Genomic DNA, 24,107 nt, shown 5'->3' with positions numbered 1-24,107 from the left:
CCATGGCCGACCCGAGCAGCTACCGCCCCAAGCCGGGACAGATCCCCGAGTCGCCGGGGGTCTACAAGTTCCGTGATGAGCACGGCCGGGTGATCTACGTAGGAAAGGCGAAGAGCCTGCGCCCGCGGCTCTCGTCGTACTTCCAGGACCTGGCGAACCTCCACCCGCGCACCCGCACCATGGTCACCACGGCCGCCGCCGTGGAGTGGACCGTGGTCTCCACCGAGGTCGAGGCCCTGCAGCTCGAGTACTCCTGGATCAAGGAGTACGACCCCCGGTTCAACGTCAAGTACCGCGACGACAAGAGCTACCCCTCCCTCGCCGTGACCCTGAACGAGGAGTTCCCCCGGGTCCAGGTGATGCGCGGCGCCAAGAAGAAGGGCGTGCGCTACTTCGGCCCTTACGGCCACGCCTGGGCCATCCGCGAGACCGTCGACCTGATGCTGCGCGTGTTCCCCGTCCGGACCTGCTCCGCCGGGGTGTTCAAGCGCTCCGCCCAGATCGGCCGCCCCTGTCTGCTCGGCTATATCGGCAAATGCTCGGCCCCCTGCGTCGGCCGTGTCACCGCCGAGGAGCACCGCGAACTCGCCGAGGAATTCTGCGACTTCATGGCCGGCCGCACCGGCACCTATCTGCGCCGCCTGGAGCAGCAGATGCACGAGGCCGCCGAGGACATGGAGTACGAGAAGGCGGCCCGGCTCCGCGACGACATAGGGGCGCTCAAGCGCGCCATGGAGAAGAACGCGGTGGTTCTCGCCGACGCCACCGACGCCGATCTGATGGCGGTCGCCGAGGACGAGCTGGAGGCCGCCGTCCAGATCTTCCATGTGCGAGGCGGCCGGGTGCGCGGTCAGCGCGGCTGGGTCACCGACAAGGTCGAGGCCGTCGACACCGCCGGGCTGGTCGAGCACGCCCTGCAGCAGTTGTACGGGGAGGAGCGCGGCGACGCGGTCCCCAAGGAGGTCCTGGTGCCCGCCGTGCCGGACCCGGCCGAGCCGGTCACCCAGTGGCTCACCGGGCGCCGGGGCTCCCTGGTCGATCTGCGCATCCCGCAGCGCGGCGACAAGAAGGACCTGATGCAGACCGTCCAGCGCAACGCCCAGCAGGCGCTCGCGCTGCACAAGACCAAGCGCGCCTCCGACCTCACCACGCGCTCCCGGGCGCTGGAGGAGATCGCCGAGGCCCTGGGGCTGGACTCCGCCCCGCTGCGCGTCGAGTGCTTCGACATCTCCCATCTGCAGGGAGATGACGTGGTGGCCTCCATGGTGGTCTTCGAGGACGGGCTCCCCCGTAAGAGTGAGTACCGCCGCTTCCAGATCAAGAGCTTCGCCGGGCAGGACGATGTCCGCTCCATGCATGAGGTCGTCAGCCGCCGCTTCCGCCGCTATCTCCTGGAGAAGCAGAAGACGGGGGAGTGGGAGGAGCAGGCCAGCGAGGCCGCAGAGGACACAGAGACCATCGGCACCACCGCACCCCCCGGGCAGGCCCTCGACGGCCCCGCCGAGGGGCCCTCCGGCCCGATCGACGAGGAGGGCAGGCCGAAGCGGTTCGCCTACCCGCCCCAGCTCGTCGTGGTCGACGGTGGAAAGCCGCAGGTGGCCGCCGCCCAACGGGCCCTGGACGAGCTCGGCGTCGACGATGTCGCCGTCTGCGGCCTCGCCAAGCGGCTCGAGGAGGTGTGGCTGCCGGACGAGGAGGACCCGGTGGTGCTGCCGCGCAGCAGCGAGGGGCTCTACCTCCTCCAGCGGGTCCGCGACGAGGCCCACCGCTTCGCCATCACCTACCAGCGCAGCAAGCGCGCCAAGTCGATGAAGGCCGGGCCGCTGGACACCGTTCCGGGCCTCGGTGACAGCCGTAAGCAGGCCCTGCTGAAGCATTTCGGCTCGGTCAAGCGGCTGCGCGCCGCCACGGTCGAGCAGATCTGCGAGGTGCCGGGCGTCGGCCGTAAGACGGCCGAGACGGTCGCCGCGGCGCTCGCCGGGTCCGCCCCGGCCGCGCCCGCCGTGAACACCGCCACAGGAGAGATCATTGAGGACGAGGCCGCCGGTGCGGCGTCCTCATCGAACGGGGGGACCAGACCATGACCGAGCACGAGAACCATGGAGACGGAGCGCAGGTGAATACGGGCATGTCGGGCGAGCCCGCCGAGGCGGCGGCCATCCCCGAGCTGGTGATCATCTCTGGAATGTCGGGCGCGGGCCGCAGCACCGCCGCCAAGTGTCTGGAGGACCTCGGCTGGTTCGTCGTGGACAACCTGCCGCCCGCGCTGATCCCCACCATGGTCGACCTGGGCGCCCGCTCCCAGGGCAATGTGGCGCGGATCGCCGTGGTGGTGGACGTCCGCGGCCGCCGCTTCTTCGACAACCTCCGCGAGTCCCTCGCCGACCTCGCCGCCAAGAACGTCAAGCGGCGCGTGCTGTTCCTGGAGGCGTCCGACGAGGCCCTGGTGCGCCGCTTCGAATCCGTGCGCCGCCCGCATCCCCTCCAGGGCGACGGCCGGATCGTGGACGGCATCGCCGCCGAGCGCGATCTGCTGCGCGAGCTGCGCGGGGACGCCGACCTGGTGATCGACACCTCCAGCCTCAACGTGCATGAACTGCGCGCCAAGATGGACCCCCAGTTCGCGGGCGAGGAGGAGCCCGAGCTGCGGGCCACCGTGATGTCGTTCGGCTACAAGTACGGGCTGCCGGTCGACGCCGATCTGGTGGTGGACTGCCGCTTCCTGCCCAATCCGCACTGGGTCCCCGAGCTGCGCCCCTTCACCGGGCTCAACGAGGAGGTCTCCAGCTATGTCTTCAACCAGCCCGGCGCCAAGGAGTTCCTCGACCGCTACGCGGAGCTGCTCCAGCTCATCGCCGCGGGCTACCGCCGCGAGGGCAAGCGCTATGTGACCATCGCCATCGGCTGCACCGGCGGCAAGCACCGCAGTGTGGCGATGTCCGAGCGGCTCGCCCCGCGGCTGGCCGCCGAGGGAGTGGAGACCGTCATCGTCCACCGGGACATGGGGCGCGAGTGACCATTCGTACCAAGCGGCTGCGACGGCTGGTCGGAGCACGGACCAGCCGGAGCGCGCAGCCCAAGGTCGTCGCACTCGGCGGCGGTATGGGCCTGTCCGCGTCGCTCGCCGCACTGCGCCGGATCACCGGCGACCTCACCGCCGTCGTCACCGTGGCCGACGACGGGGGCTCCAGCGGGCGGCTCCGCGACGAGCTGGGCGTGCTGCCGCCCGGCGATCTGCGCAAGGCCCTGGCCGCGCTGTGCGGCGACGACGACTGGGGCCAGACCTGGGCGCGGGTCATCCAGCATCGCTTCATCAGCGAGGGCGAGCTGCACGGCCACGCGGTCGGCAATGTGCTGATCGTCGCCCTGTGGGAGCAGCTCGGCGACCATGTGAAGGCGCTCGACCTGGTCGGCAAGCTGCTGGGCGCCCATGGCCGGGTGCTGCCCATGTCGGCCGTCCCGCTGGAGCTCCAGGCGTACGTCCGGGGCCATGACCCGGCGCGCCCGGACGAGGTCTCCACCGTCGCCGGGCAGGCCACCGTGGCGCTGACCCGCGGCGAGGTGCAGTCGGTTCATCTGGTGCCGCACGACCCTCCGGCCGTCCCCGAGGCCGTCGAGGCGGTCATGGACGCCGACTGGGTGGTGCTGGGGCCCGGCTCCTGGTTCTCCTCCGTGATCCCACATCTGCTGGTCCCCGATCTGCTCCAGGCGCTCACCGAGACCAAGGCCCGGCGGGTGCTGTCCCTGAACCTCGCCCCTCAGCCCGGAGAAACCGATGGCTTCTCTCCGCAGCGTCATTTGGAGGTTTTGGCCCGACACGCCCCTAAACTCGCCTTCGACGTGGTGCTGGCCGATGAGGCCGCCGTCCCCGACCAGAGCAGTCTGTGCGACGCGGCCAAGCGGCTGGGCGGCACGGTCGAGCTGGCGCCGGTGGCCGCGACCGACGGTGCCCCGAAGCACGACCCGGAGCTTCTGGCGGCCGCGTACGACCGTATTTTTCGGATGCATGGAAGGATCGGCCCATGGCGATGACGGCAGCGGTGAAGGACGAAATCTCCCGGCTCCCCGTCACCCGGACCTGCTGCCGGAAAGCAGAGGTCTCGGCGATCCTGCGGTTCGCGGGCGGGCTGCACCTGGTCAGCGGGCGCATCGTGATCGAGGCGGAGCTGGACACCGGGATCGCGGCCCGCAGGGTGCGCAAGGACATCCTGGAGATCTTCGGCCACTCCTCGGATCTGGTGGTGATGGCCCCCGGTGGGCTGCGCCGCGGCAGCAGGTACGTGGTGCGGGTGGTGGCGGGCGGTGACCAGCTGGCGCGGCAGACCGGCCTGGTCGACGGCCGCGGCCGGCCGATCCGCGGGCTGCCGCCGCAGGTCGTCTCCGGCGCCACCTGCGACGCCGAGGCCGCCTGGCGCGGGGCCTTCCTCGCCCATGGCTCGCTCACCGAGCCCGGCCGCTCGTCCTCTCTGGAGGTGACCTGCCCCGGCCCGGAGGCCGCGCTCGCACTGGTCGGCGCCGCCCGCCGGCTGCAGATCGCCGCCAAGGCGCGCGAGGTGCGCGGGGTGGACCGGGTGGTCGTCCGGGACGGTGACGCCATCGGCGCGCTGTTGACGCGGCTGGGGGCGCATGAGTCGGTCCTCGCCTGGGAGGAGCGGCGGATGCGACGCGAGGTGCGGGCGACCGCCAACCGCCTCGCCAACTTCGACGACGCCAATCTGCGCCGCTCGGCCCGCGCCGCCGTCGCCGCCGGGGCCCGGGTGCAGCGCGCCCTGGAGATCCTGGCCGACGAGGTGCCCGAGCACCTCGCCGCGGCCGGTCGGCTGCGCATGGAGCACAAGCAGGCGTCCCTGGAGGAGCTGGGTGCCCTCGCCGACCCGCCGCTGACCAAGGACGCCGTCGCGGGCCGCATCCGCCGGCTGCTGGCCATGGCCGACAAGCGCGCCCAGGACCTGGGCATCCCCGGCACCGAGTCCAGCCTGACCGAGGAGATGGCCGAGGGCATGGTCGGCTGACCGCCCCGAGAGCGGCTGCCCCGAGAACGGCCGCCCGAGAACGGCCGCCCGAGAGCGGCACCGAAGCCGCACCCCGCGCCCCCGGATCACACGAGCGATCCGGGGGTGTTTGCGTCCCCGGGGTTGTGTACGGACCGGTTCCGCGCGCCGCTGTTGACATGACCATGTGTCCTGACAAGTCTGGTGCGCCTGCGCACCCGCGGGTCTTCACGCGACAGCCAGGGGGGCTGATGAAGCTCAGACGCACGGTGAGATCGAGCGGCGCGGCGGTGGCACTCGCCGCGTTGCTCCTGGGGGGACTGGCCGCGACACCCGCGGCCCCCGCACAACCGCCGGCGAACCCCGCCGGCGACGGGTTGTCCGTATGGACCGCCCAGGTCACCAAGGGTCAGATTCCGCTGCTGCTGCTGCGGGCCGGGGCGGACGGCACCGAACTGGGGCGGCAGGTGCCCGAGAAGGGCACCGGCCCGGTCGAGCTCTACCTCACCGGGAAGCAGGCCGCCGCGCTGCGCGGCAAGGGCGTGCGGCTCACCGAGAAGAAGATCTCCGCACCGACCCGCAATCGCCTGAGGGCCGCGGGCGACGGCGTCTTCCGCCCCTACAGCGGCGAGGGCGGGCTCCAGCAGGAGATCGTCGAGACCGGCCGGGCCCACCCCGGCCTCACCAAGGTCGTCAGCATCGGCAAGACCGGCCGCGGCAAGGACATCCTCGCCCTCAAGCTGAGCAAGGGCGCCGGGAAGACCCGCGACGGCAGCAAGCCGTCGGTGCTGTACATGTCCAATCAGCACGCCCGTGAGTGGATCACCCCGGAGATGACCCGCCGGCTGATGCACCACTACCTCGACAACTACGGCAAGGACGACCGCGTCACCAAGATCGTGGACCGTACCGAACTGTGGTTCGTCCTGTCCGCCAACCCGGACGGCTACGACTACACGCATCAGAGCCCGGACAACCGCCAGTGGCGCAAGAACTTGCGCGACAACAACGGCGACGGCAAGATCACCGCAGGCGACGGCGTCGACCTCAACCGCAACTTCGGCTACAAGTGGGGCTACGACAACGAGGGTTCGTCCGCCGACCCGGCCGACGAGACCTACCGGGGACCCGCCGCAGGCTCCGAGCCGGAGACCAAGGCGCTGGACGCCTTCGAGAAGCGCATCGGCTTCACGTACGGCATCAACTACCACTCGGCCGCCGAACTGCTGCTCTACGGCGTCGGCTGGCAGGTCGCCACCCCGACCCCGGACGACGTCCTCTACAAGTCCCTGGCCGGCACCCCGGAGCACTCCGCGATCCCCGGGTACCACCCGCAGGTCTCCTCCGAGCTGTACACCACCAACGGCGAGGCCGACGGCCACGCCGCGAACGTCAACGGGATGATGATGTTCACCCCGGAGATGTCGACGTGTCAGACCGCCTCCGGCGTCGACCCGGACGACGCCTGGCAGCCGCGTGACTGCGCGTCCGTCTTCACCTTTCCCGACGACGAGAAGCTGATCGCGCAGGAGTTCACCAAGAACATCCCCTTCGCGCTCTCCGTCGCCGAGACCGCCGAGCACCCGGACCGGCCGTCCTCGTCCGTCGGCCTGACCGCGCCCGACTTCACCCCGGACACCTTCACCACGTCCTACGCCCGCGGCGGCGACCAGGACGTCGCCGTCACCGTCCGTAAAAGTGTTCGCGACAAGCGGCTCAACTACCGCGTGGACGGCGGCCGCACCCGCACCGCCTCGCTGAAGGCGTGGAAGGGCGGCGAGACCTACGGCGGCGAGGACAACGTCCTCTTCGACCAGTACCGCGCCGCCGTCAAGGGCGCGGACCCCGGGCAGCGGGTCAAGGTCTGGTTCACCGGCCGTACGAAGAGCGGCAAGCGGACCGTCGGCGAGCCGTTCGCCTACACCGTGGCCAAGCGGCCCCGCGCCGACACGCTGGTGATCGCCGAGGAGGGCGGCACCTCCCCGGCCCGGCACACCGCCGCGTACACCCGGGCGCTGGCCGACAACGGCCGTAAGGCCGCTGTCTGGGACGTGGCCACCCAGGGGGCGCCGTCCGCGCTCGGGGTGCTGAGCCACTTCAGGACCGTGCTCTGGTACACCGGCGCCGAACGGCCCGGCGGCCCGACCCTGCTCGCGGTGCGCGACTTCCTCAACGAGGGCGGCAAACTGATCACCACCGGTGAGCGGGCGGGCGGCAGCTCCGAGGTGGGTCCGGCCGACACCGACGACTTCAGCCAGTACTACCTGGGCGCCGACAGCCGGCTCACCCTGAAGTCGCCCACCGCCTTCCAGGGCGCCGGCGCGCTCGCGGGCACCGGCGTGAACCTCGGCGACGCCCCCGGCAATCCCCTGGACGCCGCGGGCGCCTACACGGTCACCTCCGATGTGCTGCCGCCGAAGGACTTCCCCCAGTTCCGCGGCGCGGGCGCGGGGGCGTACCCGGGCACGCGCACCCCGTACCAGCCCTATGAGGGCGACTGGATGGCGGCCGCGGGCCACCATGACAACTCCTGGATGCGGCTGTCCCGCACGGTCGACCTGACCGGTGTGGCCGCCGCCGACAAACCGGCCCTGGCCTTCCGGCTCAGCTACGACACCGAGCCCGGCTACGACCATGTGGTCATCGAGGCGCACACCGCGGGCCAGGACGACTGGACCACCCTCCCCGACGCGAACGGCGGTTCCTCCACCGAGGTGCCCACCGAGTGCGAGGCGGGCTTCCTGCTCAATCTGCACCCGTTCCTGAAGCACTACCTGACCCCCGGCGACGACGGCTGCGGCGCACAGGGCAGCACCGGGGCCTGGAACAGCCTGACGGGCTCCTCCGAGGGGTGGCGGCCGGTCTCCGTGGACCTGAGCGGCTACGCGGGCAAGAAGGTCGAGCTGGCCGTCTCGTACGTCACCGACCCGGGCACCGGCGGCCGGGGCGCCTTCGTGGACGGCACCGAGTTCACCGTCGGCGGCACCGCCAAGGACTCCGAGGGCTTCGAGACCGCGCTCGGCCCCTGGTCGGTCTCGGGGGCGCCGGAGGGCAGCCCGGCGAACTCGGGGGACTGGTCCCGTTCCCGGGAGCTCTTCCACACCGTCGCGGGCGTCACCACCCGGGACACCGTGCTGCTGGGCTTCGGCCTGGAGCATGTCCCGGACGCCGCCCAGAGGGCCCGGCTGGTGGCCGACGCGCTGCGTGCGCTGCGTCGTTGACAGCGCGTGACAAATCGTGACTGAATCGGCGGCCCGTACCACTTTCCGGTGGTCATGGGCCGCCGATTGCCAATGTCACGTACGTCCCGTGATAGCGGTAGGGTCGGAGGCGGTCGGGGACATCCCATACACGTTCGCCGGCGTCCAGACCGGCATACCAACGAGGAGATCGGTTCGTGACGATCCGCGTAGGCATCAACGGCTTTGGCCGCATCGGTCGCAACTACTTCCGCGCGCTCCTTGAGCAGGGCGCGGACATCGAGATCGTCGGTGTCAACGACCTGACCGATAACGCCACCCTGGTGCACCTGCTGAAGTACGACACCATCCTCGGCCGGCTGAAGCACGAGGTCAGCCACACCGAGGACACCATCACGGTGGGCAACCAGACCTTCAAGACGATGGCCGAGCGCGACCCGGCGGCCCTTCCGTGGGGCGAACTCGGCGCCGACATCGTGGTGGAGTCCACCGGCATCTTCACCAAGCGCGAGGACGCCGCCAAGCACCTCGCCGCCGGCGCCAAGAAGGTCCTGATCTCCGCGCCCGCCAAGGACGAGGACATCACGATCGTGATGGGCGTCAACAACGACAAGTACGACCCGGCGAACCAGCACGTCATCTCCAACGCCTCCTGCACCACCAACTGTGTGGCGCCGATGGCCAAGGTCCTCGACGAGAACTTCGGCATCGTCAAGGGCATGATGACGACGGTCCACGCGTACACCAACGACCAGCGCATCCTGGACTTCCCGCACAAGGACCTGCGTCGCGCCCGCGCGGCGGCGGAGAACATCATTCCGACCTCCACCGGTGCCGCCAAGGCCACCGCGCTGGTCCTGCCGCAGCTCAAGGGCAAGCTGGACGGCATCGCGATGCGCGTCCCGGTCCCGACCGGCTCGGTCACCGACCTCGTCCTGGAGCTCGACCGCGAGGTCACCAAGGACGAGATCAACACGGCCTTCCAGAAGGCCGCCGAGGGTCAGCTCAAGGGCATCCTGGAGTACACCGAGGACCCGATCGTCTCCTCGGACATCGTCAACTGGCCCGCGTCCTGCACCTTCGACTCCTCTCTGACCATGGTCCAGGGCAAGCAGGTCAAGGTCGTCGGCTGGTACGACAACGAGTGGGGCTACTCCAACCGCCTCGTGGACCTGACCGTCTTCGTCGGCGAGCGGCTCTGACCGCTGTCCCGATGAGCTAGGAATGGGGCCCGCTACGACGGCGTCGTAGCGGGCCCCGATCCATGATCAAGGAGTCATCCCTGTGAAGACGATTGACGATCTTCAGGTCGCCGGGCAGCGGGTCTTCGTCCGCGTCGATCTGAACGTCCCGCTCGACGGCGAGACGATCACCGACGACGGCCGGATCCGCGCCGCCGTCCCGACGATCAACAAGCTCCTGGACCGGGGTGCCAGGGTGATCGTCGCCTCGCACCTGGGCCGCCCCAAGGGCGCCCCGGACCCGCAGTACTCGCTCGCCCCCGTCGCCCGGCGGCTCGGTGAACTCCTCGGCAAGCAGGTCGCCTTCGCGACCGACACCGTGGACGAGAGCGCTCAGGCCACTGTGGCGGCGCTCGGCGACGGCGAGGTCGCGCTGCTGGAGAACCTGCGCTTCAACGCCGGCGAGACCAGTAAGGACGACGCCGAGCGCGGCGCCTTCGCCGACCGGCTCGCCACCCTCGCCGACCTCTACGTGGGCGACGGCTTCGGCGCGGTCCACCGTAAGCACGCCTCCGTGTACGACCTCCCGGCCCGGCTGCCGCATGCCGCGGGCGAGCTGATCGCCGCCGAGCTCTCGGTCCTGAAGAAGCTCACCGAGGACGTCAAGCGGCCCTACGCGGTCGTCCTCGGCGGCGCCAAGGTCTCCGACAAGCTCGGCGTCATCGACCACCTGCTGGAGAAGGCCGACCGCATCCTGATCGGCGGCGGCATGGCCTATACCTTCCTCAAGGCCCAGGGCCATGAGGTCGGCGGCTCGCTGCTGCAGGAGGACCAGGTCCCGGCGGTCCAGGACTATCTGCGCCGGGCCAAGGAGCGCGGGGTGGAGTTCGTGCTCCCGGTCGATGTCACGGCCGCGTCCGAATTCCCGGACCTGAAGACCAAGGCCCCCGCGAACCCGCAGGTCATCGCCGCGGACGCGATCCCGGCCGATCTTCAGGGGCTGGATATCGGCCCGGAGACCCGCAAGCTGTACGCCTCGAAGCTGGCCGACGCGGCCACCGTCTTCTGGAACGGCCCGATGGGCGTCTTCGAGCACCCCGACTTCGCCGAGGGCACCCGGGCCGTGGCCCAGGCGCTCCTGGACAGCCCGGCCTTCACCGTGGTCGGCGGCGGCGACTCCGCCGCGGCCGTACGGATCCTGGGCTTCGACGAGAACGCTTTCGGCCACATCTCGACCGGCGGTGGAGCGAGCCTCGAATACCTCGAGGGCAAGACGCTCCCCGGCCTCGCCGCACTGGAGGACTGAACACTGTGAGTGACCGTACGCCGCTGATGGCGGGCAACTGGAAGATGAACCTCAACCACCTCGAGGCCATCGCCCATGTCCAGAAGCTCGCCTTCGCGCTCGCCGACAAGGACTACGAGGCCGTGGAGGTCGCGGTGCTGCCGCCCTTCACCGATCTGCGGTCGGTGCAGACCCTGGTCGATGGCGACAAGTTGAAGATCAAGTACGGCGCCCAGGACATCTCCGCGCAGGACTCCGGCGCCTACACCGGCGAGATCTCCGGCCCGATGCTGTCCAAGCTCAAGTGCACCTTCGCCGTCGTCGGGCACTCGGAGCGGCGCCAGTACCACTGCGAGTCCGACGAGCTGTGCAACGCCAAGGTCAAGGCGGCCTTCCGCCATGACCTCACCCCGATCCTGTGCGTCGGGGAGGGCCTCGAGGTCCGTAAGGCGGGCAACCAGGTCGCCCACACCCTCGCGCAGGTGGACGGCGGTCTCAAGGACATCCCCGCCGAGCAGGCCGAGACCATCGTGATCGCCTACGAGCCGGTCTGGGCGATCGGCACCGGCGAGGTCGCGACCCCCGAGGACGCCCAGGAGGTCTGCGGGGCCATCCGCGGCCGGCTCGCCGAGCTCTACGGCCAGGAGGTCGCCGACAAGGTCCGGATCCAGTACGGCGGCTCGGTGAAGTCCGGGAACGTCGCCGCGATCATGGCCCAGCCGGATGTGGACGGCGCCCTGATCGGCGGGGCCGCGCTGGACGCGGACGAATTCGTCAAGATCGTTCGTTTCCGCGACCAGTGAGTAGGCCCTAGCGCGCGCGTCGTCGTACCCTGTCGGGGGTCGAGGCGGTGGGAATCGCACCGTCCGGCCCCCGACGTCCGTACAAGCCCGAGAAGGTTGGTCCAGCTGTGATCATGGGGTTTTCGATCGCCCTCATCGTCTTCAGCCTGCTGCTGATGATGTTGGTGCTCATGCACAAGGGGAAGGGCGGCGGCCTGTCCGACATGTTCGGTGGCGGCATGCAGTCCTCGGTGGGCGGCTCCTCGGTCGCCGAGCGCAACCTGGACCGCATCACCGTGGTGGTCGGGCTGCTGTGGTTCGTCTGCATCGTCGTGCTCGGGCTGCTGATGAAGCTCGACTGAGGCTCCGGCGGGGCCCGCTGAGGGTCCGGCCGACGCCCGATAACTGACGTACCGTCGTCAGCGGGGCCCATATGCGGCCTATGATGGCATGGCGTCCTCGGGGACGGGTGTAACTCCTCTCACTGGACGCGCGTTGGGCCTTACGTAGACTGGGGCGCCGGGCGGCGAAGCTGCCAATCGAGGCTTCGCGGCACCATCACGCAGGGAGTTACGACCGTGGCAAGTGGCAACGCGATCCGTGGAAGCCGGGTCGGAGCGGGGCCGATGGGAGAGGCCGAGCGAGGCGAATCGGCGCCGCGCCTGCGCATCTCCTTCTGGTGCTCGAACGGGCATGAGACCGTGCCGAGCTTCGCCAGCGATGCGCAGATCCCTGACACGTGGGACTGCCCCCGCTGCGGCTTCCCGGCCGGCAAGGACCGGGACAACCCGCCGGACCCGCCGCGCACCGAGCCGTACAAGACGCATCTGGCGTACGTACGGGAGCGGCGCAGCGACGCCGACGGCGAGGCGATTCTCGCCGAGGCACTCGCCAAGCTCCGGGGCGAGATCTAGACACAGAACGTGGTACGACGGCCCGGCCGGGCACCTCCCTGTGAGGGGTGCGCGGCCGGGCCGTTGTCAGTGGTGCGGGCTACGGTCGTGGGGTGCTGAATCTCCGGGGGGAGCCGTCCCACCGGGCGGGGCGGATGCATGGGGGGACTGTCATGGCCGCGGTGGACGCCGGTGAGCTGGGCGCCGGAAAACCGGTGGCGCCCGCGTGGCGCGGGGGGTTCGGGCGGCTGTGGGCGGCCGCGGTCGTCTCCCGGTTCGGGGACGCCCTGCGGGGTGCGGCACTGCCGCTGCTGGCCGTCTCGCTGACCGATTCGCCGGTGCTGGTCTCGCTCGTGACCGCCTGCGGCTTTCTGCCCTGGCTGCTGTTCGGGCTGATCGGCGGGGCGATCGCCGACCGGGTGGACCAGCGGCGGGCGATGTGGGCGGTGGACGGCGCGCGGGCCGTCCTGATGGCGGGATTCGCCGTCGCGGTCTGGCTGGACCAGGCCACCATCGGGCTGCTGCTCGCCCTCGCCTTCGCCCTGACCACGCTGCAGACCCTGTTCGACAACGCCGCTACGGCGCTGCTGCCCTCGGTGGTCGGGCAGGAGGCGCTGGGCAGGGCCAACGCCCGGCTGATGACCGGGCAGGAGGTCATGGGCCGGTTCGTGGGCGCCCCGCTGGTGCCGGTGCTGCTGGGCCTCGGCGCCGCGATGCCGTTCGCGGCGGACGCGGTCACCTATCTCGCCGCCGCCGTGCTGGTCGCCTCGCTGGGGGTGACGCCCCCTCAGCGGACTCCGCGCCCGCCGGGTGGATCGCTGCGGCGCGATATCGCCGAGGGCCTGGCCGTGCTGTGGCGGGACCGGACGCTGCGGGCGCTGTGCGCCTCCACCACGCTGTGCAATATCGGCATCGGCGCGCTCATCGCCACCCTGGTGCTGCACATCACCGGCTGGCTGGACGCCGGGAACACCGGCTATGCGGCCGTCATCACCGTGTACGGCATCGGGAGTGTGATCGGGGGGCTGGTGGCCGCCCGGCTCACCGAGAAGCTGGGCCGCGCCCCTGCCCTCGTGGTGTGCGGCACCGCGCAGATCGGCGCCCTGGTCGTCCTCGGGGCGATACGGAGCCTGCCGGTCGCGGTCGCCGCCATGGGCCTCTTCGGCTTCGCGGGGATCGTCTGGAACGTGACCGAGGTGACGATGATGCAGCAGCGCAGCCCCGACGGGGCACTGGGGCGGGTGAGTTCAGCCTTCCGCACCCTGTCGATCGCGGGCGCCCCGCTCGGCGCGCTGCTGGGCGGGGTGATGGCCGAGGCGTGGGGGCTCAACACCCCCGCGCTGGGGGCCGCTGCGCTCTTCGTCTGCGGGGTGGCGGCCCTCGTTCCGGGAATGCGGTCCGTCATCAATTAGGTTGGTGGCCACGGGGGCCAGGCACCGACGAGAAGTGGGCTGATGTCCGAGATGACCATGGAAGGCCGCACCAGGCTGGACCAGCTGCCGGAGTGGCATGCGCTGGCCGCACACCGCAAGGATCTGGGCGATGCGCATCTGCGCGACCTGTTCGAGGGCGACCCGGAGCGCGGGCGCCGCCTCACCCTTCAGGTCGGCGATCTCCACGTCGACTACTCCAAGCACCTGGTGACCGACGAGACCCTGCGGCTGCTGCGCGAGCTGGCGCGGGCCACCAAGGTGGCCGAGCTGCGGGACGCCATGTTCCGCGGCCAGCGGATCAACACCACCGAGGACCGCGCGGTGCTGCATATCGCGCTGCGCGCACCACACTCCGCGGAGATCAAGCTCGGCGGTGAGGACGTTGTCGGCGAAGTGCACGCCGTGCTCGCCAAGATGGCCGTCTTCGCCGATCGCGTCAGGTCCGGGGACTGGACCGGTCACACCGGCAAGCGGATCAAGAATGTCGTCAACATCGGTATCGGCGGCTCCGATCTGGGCCCGAAGATGGCGTACGAGGCGCTGCGCGCCTATTCCGACCGCTCGATGACATTCCGGTTCGTCTCCAATGTGGACGGCGCGGATATGCATGAGGCGGTGCGCGATCTGGACCCGGCCGAGACGCTGTTCATCGTCGCCTCCAAGACCTTCACCACTGTCGAGACCATTACCAACGCCCTCTCCGCCCGCGACTGGCTGCTGACCGGGCTGCGGGCCGGTGAGGAGGCCGTGGCCAAGCACTTCGTGGCGGTGTCGACCAATGCCGAGAAGGTCGCCGAGTTCGGCATCGACACGGACAACATGTTCGGGTTCTGGGACTGGGTCGGCGGGCGCTATTCCTATGACTCGGCCATCGGCCTTTCCCTGATGGTCGCCATCGGCCCGGACTGCTTCCGCGAGATGCTGGCCGGCTTCCATCTGGTCGACGAGCACTTCGCCACCGCCCCGCCGGAGGAGAACGTCCCCCTGCTGATGGGCCTGTTGGGCATCTGGTACGACAATTTCCATGACGCCCAGGCGCATGCCGTCCTGCCGTACAGCCACTATCTGTCGAAGTTCACCGATTATCTGCAGCAGCTGGACATGGAGTCCAACGGCAAGTCCGTGGACCGGGACGGCAATCGCGTCGGCTGGCAGACCGGCCCGATCGTCTGGGGCACCCCCGGCACCAATGGCCAGCACGCCTACTACCAACTGCTCCACCAGGGCACCAAGCTGGTCCCCGCCGATTTGATCGGCTTCGCCCGGCCGGTGAAGGACATGCCGCCCGGGCTGGAGTCCCACCATGACCTGCTGATGGCCAACCTCTTCGCCCAGGGCCAGGCGCTGGCCTTCGGCAAGACCTCCGAGGAGGTCGCCGCCGAGGGGGTGGCCGAGGAGCTGGTGCCGCACAAGACCTTCGCGGGCAACCGCCCCACCACCACGATCCTCGCCTCCGAGCTGACCCCGTCGGTGCTGGGCCAGCTGGTCGCCCTCTATGAGCACAAGGTCTTCGTCCAGGGCGCCGTCTGGAACATCGACTCCTTCGACCAGTGGGGAGTGGAGCTGGGCAAGGTGCTCGCCAAGCGCGTCGAGCCCGCCCTGACCGAGGGCGCCGAGGTGCCGGGTCTTGACACCTCCACCGAGCAGCTGGTCGCCACCTACCGCTCGCTGCGCGGCCGCTGAGGCCCCGAGGCACGCAAGAGCACGGAACAGCGGGGAACAGCGGGGAAAACGCGACGATCCCCCGGGCGCCCGAGGCGCGCGGGGGATCGTCTGCGATACGAGGGTTACGGCGACGCCGGGGGATACAGCTCCCGCGGCAGACCCGCCGCCGCGGCCCGGTCCAGCAGCCACAGCGTGCGGCGGCGGCCGTACGCACCCGCCGCCGGAGCCTGCAGCTCCCCGGCACCCGACAGAGCTATCGTGACCGCCCTCGCCTTGTCCTCACCGGCCGCCAGCAGCCACACCTCCTGTGCCGCGCGAATCGCGGGCAGGGTCAGCGAGGTCCGTACGGGCGGCGGTTTGGGCGCGCCGCGCACCCCGACCACCATCCGCTCGGTCTCCCGGACGGCGGGCAGCTCGGGGAAGAGCGAGGCCACATGGGTGTCCGGGCCGACGCCCAGCAGCAGCACGTCGAACGACGGCACCGCGCCGTGGTTCTCCGGCCGCGCGGCCCGGGCCAGCTCGGCGGCGTACGCCTCGGCCGCGGCGTCCACGTCGCCACCGTTCGCCCCGTCGGACGCGGGCATCGCGTGCACCCGCGCCGGGTCCAGCTCCACCGCGTCCAGCAGCGCCTCGCGGGCCTGGGTGACATTGCGGTCGGCGTGGCCCTCCGGCAGGAATCGCTCATCGCCCCACCACAGATCCAGCCGCGACCAGTCGACCGCGTCGCGCGCAGGGGAGGCGCCCAGCGCGGCCAGCAGGCCGTTGCCGTTGCGCCCGCCGGTCAGGACGACCGAGGCGGAGCCACGGGCGGCCTGGGCGTCCACGATCTTCGTGATCAGCCGGGCCGCCGCGGCCTGGGCCATCAGCTCCTTGTCGCGGTGGACGACCACCTGTGGTGCGGTCACTTGTCCGCCTTCCCGTCCGCCTTCCGCTCCTGGGCCTTCGCCGGGGGGTGAGGCTTGGGAGCCGGCGGCTGTGCCGGTGCCTGCGGCGGGTTCTTCGGCGAACCGGGCGCATGCTCCGGCGGCGACTCCGGGTCCCGGGTCGGCAGCGGCGGCCGGTCCGGCTCCGGTGCCACGTGAGTCGCCGGGGCGGCCTTGGCGTCCCGCTCCAGCGTGCCCACGCCGCCCTTGCCCAGCTTGTTCACGCCGAACTTCACCGACGACGCGTAGATCTCGTCGGGGTCCAGCCGGCGCAGCTCCTCGGCGATCAGCTCCGAGACCTCACGCCGCTGCAGCGCCACATGCCGGTCGGGCTGGCCCGGCATCGCCAGCTCGGCCAGCGAGCCGTTCGCCCGGTCCAGGCAGATCACGCCGTCGGCCGTCTCCAGCCGCACCGCGGTGAGCCCGGGGCCCTCCGAGACCTGCCGGTTCACCGGCACCCCCAGCCGCTCGGCGAGCCACAGCGCGAGCAGCTCGCTGCTCGGGTTGTACGCCTCGCCCTCGACGATCGCGGAGGTGATCGGGGAGTGCCGCTGGTCCAGGGCGGCGGCCAGGACGCTGCGCCACGGGGTGATCCGGGTCCAGGCCAGATCGGTGTCGCCCGGGGTGTAGGTCGCGGCCCGCAGCCCCAGGGCCGCGACCGGGTCCTCGGTGGCCTGGGCGTCGGTGATCCGGCGCTGGGCGAGTTGGCCGAGCAGGTCCTCGCTGGGGTGCTCGGGGGCGTCCTCCGGCCACCACACCACCACCGGGGCGTCCGGCAGCAGCAGGGGCAGGACCACCGAGTAGGCGTGGTTGGCGAGTTCGCCGTGCAGCCGCAGCAGCACCGTCTCGCCGGTACCGGTCTCGCCGCCGACCCGCACCTCGGCGTCCATCCGGGCGATCTTGCGGTCGCGCGGCGACCGGCCCGGCCGCTTGATGACGACCAGGATGCGCGAGGGGTGTTCCTTGGACGCGTCGCTCGCCGCCCGCAGCGCGTCGTAGTGATTGCCCTCGTCGGTGACGATGACGAGGGTCAGCACCATGCCCACGGCCGGCGTGCCGGTGGACCGGCGCGCCTGGATCAGAGCGGAGTTGATCCGGCTGGACGTGGTGTCCGTGAGATCGATGTTCATGGCCGCCGCCAGCTCCGTCCGTCTCGTGCGAGCATCTCGTCCGCGGCTTTCGGCCCCCAGGTCCCGGACGTGTACTGCTCGGGCCTGCCGTGCTTCTCCCAGTACTCCTCGATCGGGTCGAGGATCCGCCAGGACTGCTCGACCTCCTCATGGCGGGGGAAGAGATTCGCCTCGCCCAGCAGGACGTCGAGCAGCAGCCGCTCGTACGCCTCGGGGCTGGACTCGGTGAAGGACTCGCCGTACTGGAAGTCCATCGTCACGTCCCGGATCTCCATGGAGGTGCCGGGCACCTTGGAGCCGAACCGGATGGTGACGCCCTCGTCCGGCTGCACCCGGATGACCAGGGCGTTCTGCCCGAGCTCCTGGGTGTCGGTGGCGTCGAAGGGGGAGTGCGGGGCGCGCTGGAAGACCACCGCGATCTCGGTGACCCGCCGCCCCAGCCGCTTGCCGGCGCGCAGATAGAAGGGGACACCCGCCCAGCGGCGGTTGTCGATCTCCAGCTTGATCGCGGCGTAGGTGTCGGTCTTCGAGTGGGGGTCGATGCCCTCCTCCTCGAGATAGCCGTGCACCTCCTGGCCGCCCTGCCAGCCGGGGGCGTACTGCCCGCGCACCGTGTGCTTGCCCAGCTCCTTGGGCAGCTTGACCGCCCGGAGCGCCTTCAGCTTCTCGGTGACCAGGGAGGACGCCCCGAAGGATGCGGGCTCTTCCATGGCGGTCAGCGCGAGGAGCTGCAGCAGGTGGTTCTGGATGACGTCACGGGCCGCGCCGATGCCGTCGTAGTAGCCCGCGCGCCCGCCGATGCCGATGTCCTCGGCCATGGTGATCTGCACATGGTCGACGTAAGACCGGTTCCAGATCGGCTCGAACATCGTGTTGGCGAACCGCAGCGCCATGATGTTCTGGACCGTCTCCTTGCCCAGGTAGTGGTCGATCCGGAAGACATCGCTGGGCCGGAAGACCTCGTGGACGACCTGGTTGAGCTCCTGGGCGCTCTTCAGGTCGTGGCCGAAGGGCTTCTCGATGACCGCGCGCCGCCAGGAGTCGCCCTGCCCCTGCGACAGCCCGTGCTTCTTGAGCTGCTGGACGACGGTGGGGAAGAACTTCGGCGGGACCGACAGATAGAAGGCGAAGTTCCCGCCGGTGCCGCGCGCCTTGTCGAGCTCCTCTATGGTCGCCCGCAGGGTCGTGAACGCCTCGTCGTCGGAGAACGCGCCGGGTACGAAGCGGAACCCCTCGGCGAGCTGCTGCCAGACCTCCTCGCGGAACGGGGTCCGCGCGTACTCCTTGACCGCGTCGTGCACGACCTGGGAGAAGTCCTCGTCCTCCCAGTCGCGGCGGGCGAAGCCGACCAGCGAGAAGCCCGGCGGCAGCAGCCCGCGGTTGGCCAGGTCGTAGATGGCGGGCATGAGCTTCTTACGGGACAGATCGCCCGTGACGCCGAAGATCACGAGGCCGGACGGCCCCGCGATGCGCGGGAGCCGTCGGTCTCGTGGGTCACGCAGCGGATTGCTGCTGGTCACGGTTTCACGCCTCCGAGGGTGCGAGGCGCTTGAGCTCCGCCTCGGTGGACTTCAGCAGGTCGTTCCAGGCGGACTCGAACTTCTCGACGCCCTCGTCCTCCAGGACCTGGACGACGTCGTCGTAGGAGATCCCGATCCCGGCCAGCGCGTCGATGTCGGCCTTGGCCTGCTCGTAGGTGCCGCGCACGGTGTCACCGGTGATCTCGCCGTGGTCGGCGACCGCCTCCAAGGTGGCCTCCGGCATGGTGTTGACGGTGCCGGGGGCGACCAGGTCCGTGACGTACATGGTGTCCTTGTACGCCGGGTCCTTGACGCCGGTCGAGGCCCACAGCGGACGCTGCTTGTTGGCGTTCGACCGGTCCAGGGCGGCCCAGCGGTCGGAGCTGAAGACCTCCTCGTACGCCTGGTACGCGAGGCGGGCGTTGGCGATGGCGGCCTTGCCGCGCAGCGCCTTGGCCTCATCGGTGCCGAGCTTGTCGATGCGCTTGTCGATCTCGGTGTCCACGCGGGAGACGAAGAAGGACGCCACCGAGTGGATCTTCTGCAGGTCCAGGCCCGCGGCCTTGGCCTTCTCCAGACCGGCCAGGAAGGCGTCCATGACCGCGCGGTACCGCTCCAGGGAGAAGATCAGCGTGACATTGACGCTGATGCCCAGGCCGATCACCTCGGTGATCGCGGGCAGCCCCGCCTCGGTCGCCGGGATCTTGATGAAGGTGTTGGGCCGGTCCACCAGCCAGGCGAGCTGCTTGGCCTCGGCGATGGTGGCGGCCGTGTTGTGGGCCAGGCGCGGGTCGACCTCGATGGAGACCCGGCCGTCCTGGCCGCCCGTCGCGTCGTAGACCGGCCGGAGGATGTCGGCCGCGTCGCGGACGTCCGCCGTGGTGATCATGCGGACGGCTTCCTCGACGGTGAGCTTGCGGACCGCGAGGTCGGCCACCTGCTGCTGGTAGCCCTCACCGCCGGAGATCGCCTTCTGGAAGATCGACGGGTTGGTGGTGACGCCTACGACGTGCTGCTGGTCGATCAGCTCGGCCAGGTTGCCGGAGGTGATCCTCTTACGGGAGAGGTCGTCGAGCCAGATCGCGACGCCTTCGTCGGCCAGCCGCTTGAGTGCGTCTGTCATGGGGTGTGTTCTCCTACTCGTCGCTACTAAGTCGTCTGCGGGGTCAGCGCCCGGCGGCGTCGAGAGACTCGCGGGCGGCGGTCACCACGGCCTCGGCGGTGAGGCCGAACTCCCGGAAGAGCACCTTGTAGTCGGCGGAGGCGCCGAAGTGCTCCAGCGAGACGATGCGGCCGGCCTCGCCGACGTAGCGGTGCCAGGTCAGGCCGATACCCGCCTCGACGGCCACGCGGGCCTTGACGGACGGCGGCAGCACGGTCTCCCGGTACCCCCTGTCCTGCTCCTCGAACCACTCGACCGAGGGCATTGACACGACGCGGGTCGGAACCCCGGCGGCCTGGAGCTGCTCACGCGCCTCCACGGCGAGCTGCACCTCGGAACCGGTGCCGATGAGGATGACCTGCGGCTGGCCGCCCTCGGCCTCGAAGAGGACGTAACCGCCCTTGGCGGCGTCCTCACTGGCCTCGTAGGTCGGCACGTTCTGCCGGGTCAGCGCGAGGCCGTGCGGAGCCGGGTTCGCGGTGTGGCGGCGGGTGATCTCGCGCCAGGCGATGGCCGTCTCGTTGGCGTCGGCCGGGCGGACGACGTTCAGGCCCGGGATGGCGCGCAGCACCGAGAGGTGCTCCACCGGCTGGTGGGTCGGGCCGTCCTCGCCGAGGCCGATGGAGTCGTGCGTCCACACATAGGTGACCGGCAGCTTCATCAGCGCGGCGAGCCGGACGGCCGGGCGCATGTAGTCGGAGAAGACCAGGAAGGTGCCGCCGTAGACACGGGTGTTGCCGTGCAGCGCGATGCCGTTCATGGTCGAGCCCATGGCGTGCTCGCGGATGCCGAAGTGCACGGTGCGGCCGTACGGGTCGGCTTCCGGCAGCGGGTTGCCCTTCGGGAGGAAGGACGAGGACGCGTCGATCGTGGTGTTGTTCGAGCCCGCGAGGTCGGCGGAGCCGCCCCACAGCTCGGGGAGCACCCCGCCGAGCGCCTTGAGCACCTGGCCGGACGCCTTACGGGTGGCGACGTCCTTGCCCGGCTCGAAGACCGGCAGCGCGGACTCCCAGCCCTCGGGCAGCTCGCCCGCGGTGATCCGGTCGAACAGGGCGGCCCGCTCGGGGTTGGCGTTCCGCCACTCCTGGACCTTCTTGTCCCAGGCGGCGTGCGCCTCGCGGCCGCGGTCGACCAGGGCGCGGGTGTGGTTGATGACGTCGGTCTCGACCGCGAAGTGCTGCTCGGGGTCGAAGCCGAGGACGCGCTTGGTGGCGGCGACCTCGTCGGCGCCGAGCGCCGAGCCGTGCGACGCCTCGGTGTTCTGCGCGTTCGGCGCGGGCCAGGCGATGATCGTACGGGCCGCGATGATCGAGGGGCGCTCGGTCTCGGCCTGCGCCGCCTTGAGCGCCGCGTACAGCGCGTGGATGTCGAAGTCGCCGCTCTCGGCCTGCTCGATGCGCTGGACGTGCCAGCCGTACGCCTCGTAGCGCTTCAGCACGTCCTCGGAGAGCGCGGTCGCGGTGTCGCCCTCGATCGAGATGTGGTTGTCGTCGTACAGGGCGACGATGTTGCCCAGCTTCTGGTGGCCGGCCAGCGAGGACGCCTCGGCGGAGATGCCCTCCTCCAGGTCGCCGTCGGAGACGATCGCCCAGATGGTGTGGTCGAACGGAGAGGCGCCCTCGGGCGCCTCCGGGTCGAACAGGCCACGCTCGTAGCGGGCGGCCATCGCCATGCCCACCGCGTTGGCGATGCCCTGGCCCAGGGGGCCGGTGGTGGTCTCGACACCGGTGGTGTGGCCGTACTCCGGGTGGCCCGGGGTCTTGCTGCCCCAGGTGCGGAACGACCGCAGATCCTCGAGCTCCAGCCCGAAGCCCGCCAGGTACAACTGGACGTAGAGGGTCAGGCTGGTGTGCCCCGGAGACAGCACGAAGCGGTCGCGGCCCGTCCAGTCCGCGTCGGAGGGGTCGTGCCGCATCAGCTTCTGGAAGAGCAGGTACGCGGCGGGCGCGAGGCTCATGGCCGTGCCAGGGTGGCCGTTACCGACCTTCTGTACGGAGTCCATGGCCAGGACCCGGGCCGTGTCGACGGCCTGCCGGTCCAGATCGGTCCACTCGAGGTCTGTGGTAGTCGGCTTGGTGCTCACCCTGAGTCAGGGCTCCTCTCCACAATGTCGAAATCCGGTGACCGTATGTGCACCGGCGATGTCGAGCCTACCCCTGGAACAACGGTCATCTTTTCGAGTTCCACTCAACGGGATAAGGAACGAATTCCGAGGTTGCCGCATTCCCTCCGGGGCCCGTCCGGACGGCGTCCCGGACCCTACGGAAGGCGCCGTTCCGGGCCTGGCCCGGCCCGTCGTCCGCCGGGCGTGGCCGCTTTACGGGCGCCTCGCGGGCGCCTCGCGGTGCCCCTTCAACACGGGGGACCCCGGCGGCGGGCGGCGTATCCGCTACGTCTAGAGTGGCGTGGTACGCGCAAGTCTTTACCGGCTCTTCATGTCCGGTGCTTGCTGGTTCTTGCTTCCACCAGGGGTGTGCGTGACGGCCGTCGAATCCCGTCCTGCGGGGGTGCTCGAGACGAGCGAAACGAGCTCCGGTCACCGGCCGTTCGGGGCCCGTGTCATGGCGTTCGTGGCGCTGACGAAGCCGCGCGTCATCGAACTGCTGCTGATGACGACCGTGCCGGTCATGTTCCTGGCCGCCCAGGGCGTGCCGGATCTGTGGCTGGTGGTCGCGACCTGTGTCGGCGGCTATCTGTCGGCCGGTGGCGCGGCCGCCTTCAACATGTATTACGACCGGGACATCGACGCGCTGATGGAGCGCACGGCGCAGCGCCCGCTCGTGACCGGCATGGTCTCGCCGCGCGAATGCCTCGTCTTCGCCTTCGCGCTCGCGGCGGGGTCGACGGCCTGGTTCTGGGCGCTGGTCAACCCGCTGTCCGCGATGCTGTCGCTCGGTGCGCTGGTCTTCTACGTCGTCGTCTACACGATGTTGCTCAAACGGCGTACCTCGCAGAACATCGTCTGGGGTGGCATCGCCGGCTGCATGCCCGTGCTCATCGGCTGGTCGTCGGTGACCAACGAGGTCTCCTGGGCCGCCGTCATCCTCTTCCTCGTGATCTTCTTCTGGACGCCGCCGCACTACTGGCCGCTGTCGATGAAGGTCAAGGAGGACTACGAGCGGGCCAGCGTGCCGATGCTGCCGGTGATCGCGGGCAACAAGGTGGTCGCGCGCCAGATCGTCCTCTACAGCTGGGCCATGGTCGGCGTCTCCCTGCTGCTGTGGCCGCTGGGCTACACCGGCTGGTTCTACCCGGTGGTCGCGGCGGTGCTGGGCGGGTTCTGGCTCAAGGAGGCGCACGCCCTCCAGGGGCGCGCCAAGGCCGGGGTCATGGGCGCGAAGCTCAAGGAGATGCGGCTCTTCCACTGGTCGATCACCTATGTGTCGCTGCTGTTCGTCGCCGTGGCCGTGGACCCTTTCCTGCGGTGATTACCGGCGGGTAGCATCGACTGTATGGCAGACACCACCCAGCCGGAGCCGACCGAGAGCGGCGAGTCGGCCGCACAGCTCTCCGCGCCGGAAGCATCCTCGAAGCCGCCCAAGCGGCCCAAGCCCTCCAAGGACGAGAAGCGGGCCGAGCGGCTCGCCCGCCAGATCACGGCCTTCGCCACCGGTCACGGCGGCGGCGCCGAGGGGCAGATCGCCCACATCGGGCGCGGCTCCGTCCGGATCGCCCTCGTCGGCGCCGACGGCGAATGGGGTGTCCTCGTCGCCCCCTCCCAGGAGAGCGCGCGGCGCGCGGCCGAGCTCGCCGGGCTCACCCTCCAGGACGCCTTCGACGGCGAGCTCGCCGCCAAGGTCCGCACCGGTCCGTACGAGTGGGCGCGCATGGCGGGCATCCAGCTCGGCGGACCCGGCAACCCTCCGGCACCCGCCTCGTAGAACGCCTGAGAACGGGTCCGGCGACACCTCGTACCCCTTCCGTCCGTTAAGCCCGTCGATG

19 protein-coding genes are annotated in these 24,107 nt (G+C 70.4%); 14 read left to right on the top strand and 5 right to left on the bottom strand.

The genetic code is table 11. The annotated features are described in order from the left end of the window. The first annotated feature begins 2 nt into the window (after nucleotides 1-2). From uvrC to pgi, 12 genes are all read left to right on the top strand, one after another. The gene (gene uvrC / locus CGL27_RS13860; protein ID WP_119986946.1) at nucleotides 3-2,084 is read left to right on the top strand and encodes an excinuclease ABC subunit UvrC; all 2,082 of its coding nucleotides are present in this window, start codon (nucleotides 3-5) and stop codon (nucleotides 2,082-2,084) included. Then, nucleotides 2,081-3,016, top strand: a complete 936-nt coding sequence (gene rapZ / locus CGL27_RS13855; protein ID WP_078640819.1) for an RNase adapter RapZ — start codon at nucleotides 2,081-2,083, stop codon at nucleotides 3,014-3,016. Before uvrC ends, rapZ begins: the two co-directional genes overlap by 4 nt. Continuing rightward, nucleotides 3,013-4,032, top strand: a complete 1,020-nt coding sequence (gene yvcK, locus CGL27_RS13850; protein ID WP_078640818.1) for a uridine diphosphate-N-acetylglucosamine-binding protein YvcK — start codon at nucleotides 3,013-3,015, stop codon at nucleotides 4,030-4,032. The genes rapZ and yvcK overlap by 4 nt, the downstream gene beginning before the upstream one ends. Next, the gene (gene whiA, locus CGL27_RS13845; protein WP_059144929.1) at nucleotides 4,023-5,012 is read left to right on the top strand and encodes a DNA-binding protein WhiA; all 990 of its coding nucleotides are present in this window, start codon (nucleotides 4,023-4,025) and stop codon (nucleotides 5,010-5,012) included. The genes yvcK and whiA overlap by 10 nt, the downstream gene beginning before the upstream one ends. Nucleotides 5,013-5,242: 230 nt before the next feature. Next, entirely contained in the window at nucleotides 5,243-8,212 is a 2,970-nt protein-coding gene (locus CGL27_RS13840; protein WP_119986944.1) for a M14 family metallopeptidase, read from the top strand. 176 nt (nucleotides 8,213-8,388) lie between these two features. Beyond that, a complete protein-coding gene (gene gap / locus CGL27_RS13835) occupies nucleotides 8,389-9,393 on the top strand; it encodes a type I glyceraldehyde-3-phosphate dehydrogenase (protein WP_059144928.1) in 1,005 nt (334 codons plus the stop codon). Between the two features lie 82 nt (nucleotides 9,394-9,475). Further along, on the top strand, nucleotides 9,476-10,678 hold the full coding sequence (locus CGL27_RS13830) for a phosphoglycerate kinase (protein ID WP_078640816.1): 1,203 nt from the start codon (nucleotides 9,476-9,478) through the stop codon (nucleotides 10,676-10,678). A 5-nt stretch (nucleotides 10,679-10,683) separates the two neighbouring features. Further along, nucleotides 10,684-11,460, top strand: coding sequence for a triose-phosphate isomerase (tpiA, locus tag CGL27_RS13825; protein ID WP_119986942.1), 777 nt, complete (start codon nucleotides 10,684-10,686; stop codon nucleotides 11,458-11,460). A gap of 113 nt (nucleotides 11,461-11,573) precedes the next feature. Next, nucleotides 11,574-11,801, top strand: a complete 228-nt coding sequence (gene secG / locus CGL27_RS13820; RefSeq protein WP_046085731.1) for a preprotein translocase subunit SecG — start codon at nucleotides 11,574-11,576, stop codon at nucleotides 11,799-11,801. Nucleotides 11,802-12,017: 216 nt separating this feature from the next. Then, nucleotides 12,018-12,353 carry an RNA polymerase-binding protein RbpA gene (locus CGL27_RS13815; protein ID WP_009718803.1) on the top strand — a complete coding sequence of 112 codons (336 nt, stop codon included), beginning with the start codon at nucleotides 12,018-12,020 and terminating at the stop codon, nucleotides 12,351-12,353. A 152-nt stretch (nucleotides 12,354-12,505) separates the two neighbouring features. Beyond that, nucleotides 12,506-13,744 carry an MFS transporter gene (locus tag CGL27_RS13810; protein WP_119986941.1) on the top strand — a complete coding sequence of 413 codons (1,239 nt, stop codon included), beginning with the start codon at nucleotides 12,506-12,508 and terminating at the stop codon, nucleotides 13,742-13,744. Between the two features lie 51 nt (nucleotides 13,745-13,795). Continuing rightward, entirely contained in the window at nucleotides 13,796-15,448 is a 1,653-nt protein-coding gene (gene pgi / locus CGL27_RS13805) for a glucose-6-phosphate isomerase (protein ID WP_078647337.1), read from the top strand. Between the two features lie 104 nt (nucleotides 15,449-15,552). Here the strand turns inward: pgi and pgl are convergent, their stop codons facing one another. Genes pgl through tkt form a run of 5 tightly spaced genes read right to left on the bottom strand, consistent with a single transcriptional unit; the run spans nucleotide 15,553 to nucleotide 22,248 of the window. Continuing rightward, nucleotides 15,553-16,335, bottom strand: coding sequence for a 6-phosphogluconolactonase (pgl, locus tag CGL27_RS13800; protein WP_078640813.1), 783 nt, complete (start codon nucleotides 16,333-16,335; stop codon nucleotides 15,553-15,555). Further along, entirely contained in the window at nucleotides 16,332-17,483 is a 1,152-nt protein-coding gene (gene opcA, locus CGL27_RS13795; RefSeq protein WP_078640812.1) for a glucose-6-phosphate dehydrogenase assembly protein OpcA, read from the bottom strand. The genes pgl and opcA overlap by 4 nt, the downstream gene beginning before the upstream one ends. Then, nucleotides 17,480-19,003 carry a glucose-6-phosphate dehydrogenase gene (zwf, locus tag CGL27_RS13790; RefSeq protein WP_119986939.1) on the bottom strand — a complete coding sequence of 508 codons (1,524 nt, stop codon included), beginning with the start codon at nucleotides 19,001-19,003 and terminating at the stop codon, nucleotides 17,480-17,482. The genes opcA and zwf overlap by 4 nt, the downstream gene beginning before the upstream one ends. A 4-nt stretch (nucleotides 19,004-19,007) precedes the next feature. Further along, entirely contained in the window at nucleotides 19,008-20,126 is a 1,119-nt protein-coding gene (gene tal / locus CGL27_RS13785) for a transaldolase (protein ID WP_119986937.1), read from the bottom strand. Nucleotides 20,127-20,169: 43 nt separating this feature from the next. Beyond that, nucleotides 20,170-22,248: a transketolase gene (gene tkt, locus CGL27_RS13780; protein ID WP_119986935.1), complete on the bottom strand. Its 2,079-nt coding sequence runs from the start codon at nucleotides 22,246-22,248 to the stop codon at nucleotides 20,170-20,172. A 394-nt stretch (nucleotides 22,249-22,642) separates the two neighbouring features. Between tkt and CGL27_RS13775 the strand changes: the two genes are divergently transcribed. Both CGL27_RS13775 and CGL27_RS13770 read left to right on the top strand, forming a co-directional pair. Beyond that, nucleotides 22,643-23,593 carry a heme o synthase gene (locus CGL27_RS13775; RefSeq protein WP_119986934.1) on the top strand — a complete coding sequence of 317 codons (951 nt, stop codon included), beginning with the start codon at nucleotides 22,643-22,645 and terminating at the stop codon, nucleotides 23,591-23,593. A 24-nt stretch (nucleotides 23,594-23,617) separates the two neighbouring features. After that, nucleotides 23,618-24,046 carry a hypothetical protein gene (locus tag CGL27_RS13770; RefSeq protein WP_119986932.1) on the top strand — a complete coding sequence of 143 codons (429 nt, stop codon included), beginning with the start codon at nucleotides 23,618-23,620 and terminating at the stop codon, nucleotides 24,044-24,046. Nucleotides 24,047-24,107 lie beyond the last annotated feature (61 nt).

This window comes from Streptomyces sp. 11-1-2, from assembly GCF_003595545.1.
Classification (GTDB): domain Bacteria; phylum Actinomycetota; class Actinomycetes; order Streptomycetales; family Streptomycetaceae; genus Streptomyces; species Streptomyces hygroscopicus_B.
The sequence above is the reverse complement of the archived record's forward strand: the minus strand, read 5'-3'. Positions and strand labels throughout refer to the sequence as shown.

Coding starts and splice junctions, on each gene's coding strand:
- uvrC (WP_119986946.1), top strand. CDS start 3: ATGGCCGACCCGAGCAGCTACCGCCCCAAGCCGGGACAGATCCCCGAG.
- rapZ (WP_078640819.1), top strand. CDS start 2,081: ATGACCGAGCACGAGAACCATGGAGACGGAGCGCAGGTGAATACGGGC.
- whiA (WP_059144929.1), top strand. CDS start 4,023: ATGGCGATGACGGCAGCGGTGAAGGACGAAATCTCCCGGCTCCCCGTC.
- CGL27_RS13840 (WP_119986944.1), top strand. CDS start 5,243: ATGAAGCTCAGACGCACGGTGAGATCGAGCGGCGCGGCGGTGGCACTC.
- secG (WP_046085731.1), top strand. CDS start 11,574: ATGGGGTTTTCGATCGCCCTCATCGTCTTCAGCCTGCTGCTGATGATG.
- CGL27_RS13810 (WP_119986941.1), top strand. CDS start 12,506: ATGGCCGCGGTGGACGCCGGTGAGCTGGGCGCCGGAAAACCGGTGGCG.
- pgi (WP_078647337.1), top strand. CDS start 13,796: ATGACCATGGAAGGCCGCACCAGGCTGGACCAGCTGCCGGAGTGGCAT.
- opcA (WP_078640812.1), bottom strand. CDS start 17,483: ATGAACATCGATCTCACGGACACCACGTCCAGCCGGATCAACTCCGCT.
- tal (WP_119986937.1), bottom strand. CDS start 20,126: ATGACAGACGCACTCAAGCGGCTGGCCGACGAAGGCGTCGCGATCTGG.
- CGL27_RS13770 (WP_119986932.1), top strand. CDS start 23,618: ATGGCAGACACCACCCAGCCGGAGCCGACCGAGAGCGGCGAGTCGGCC.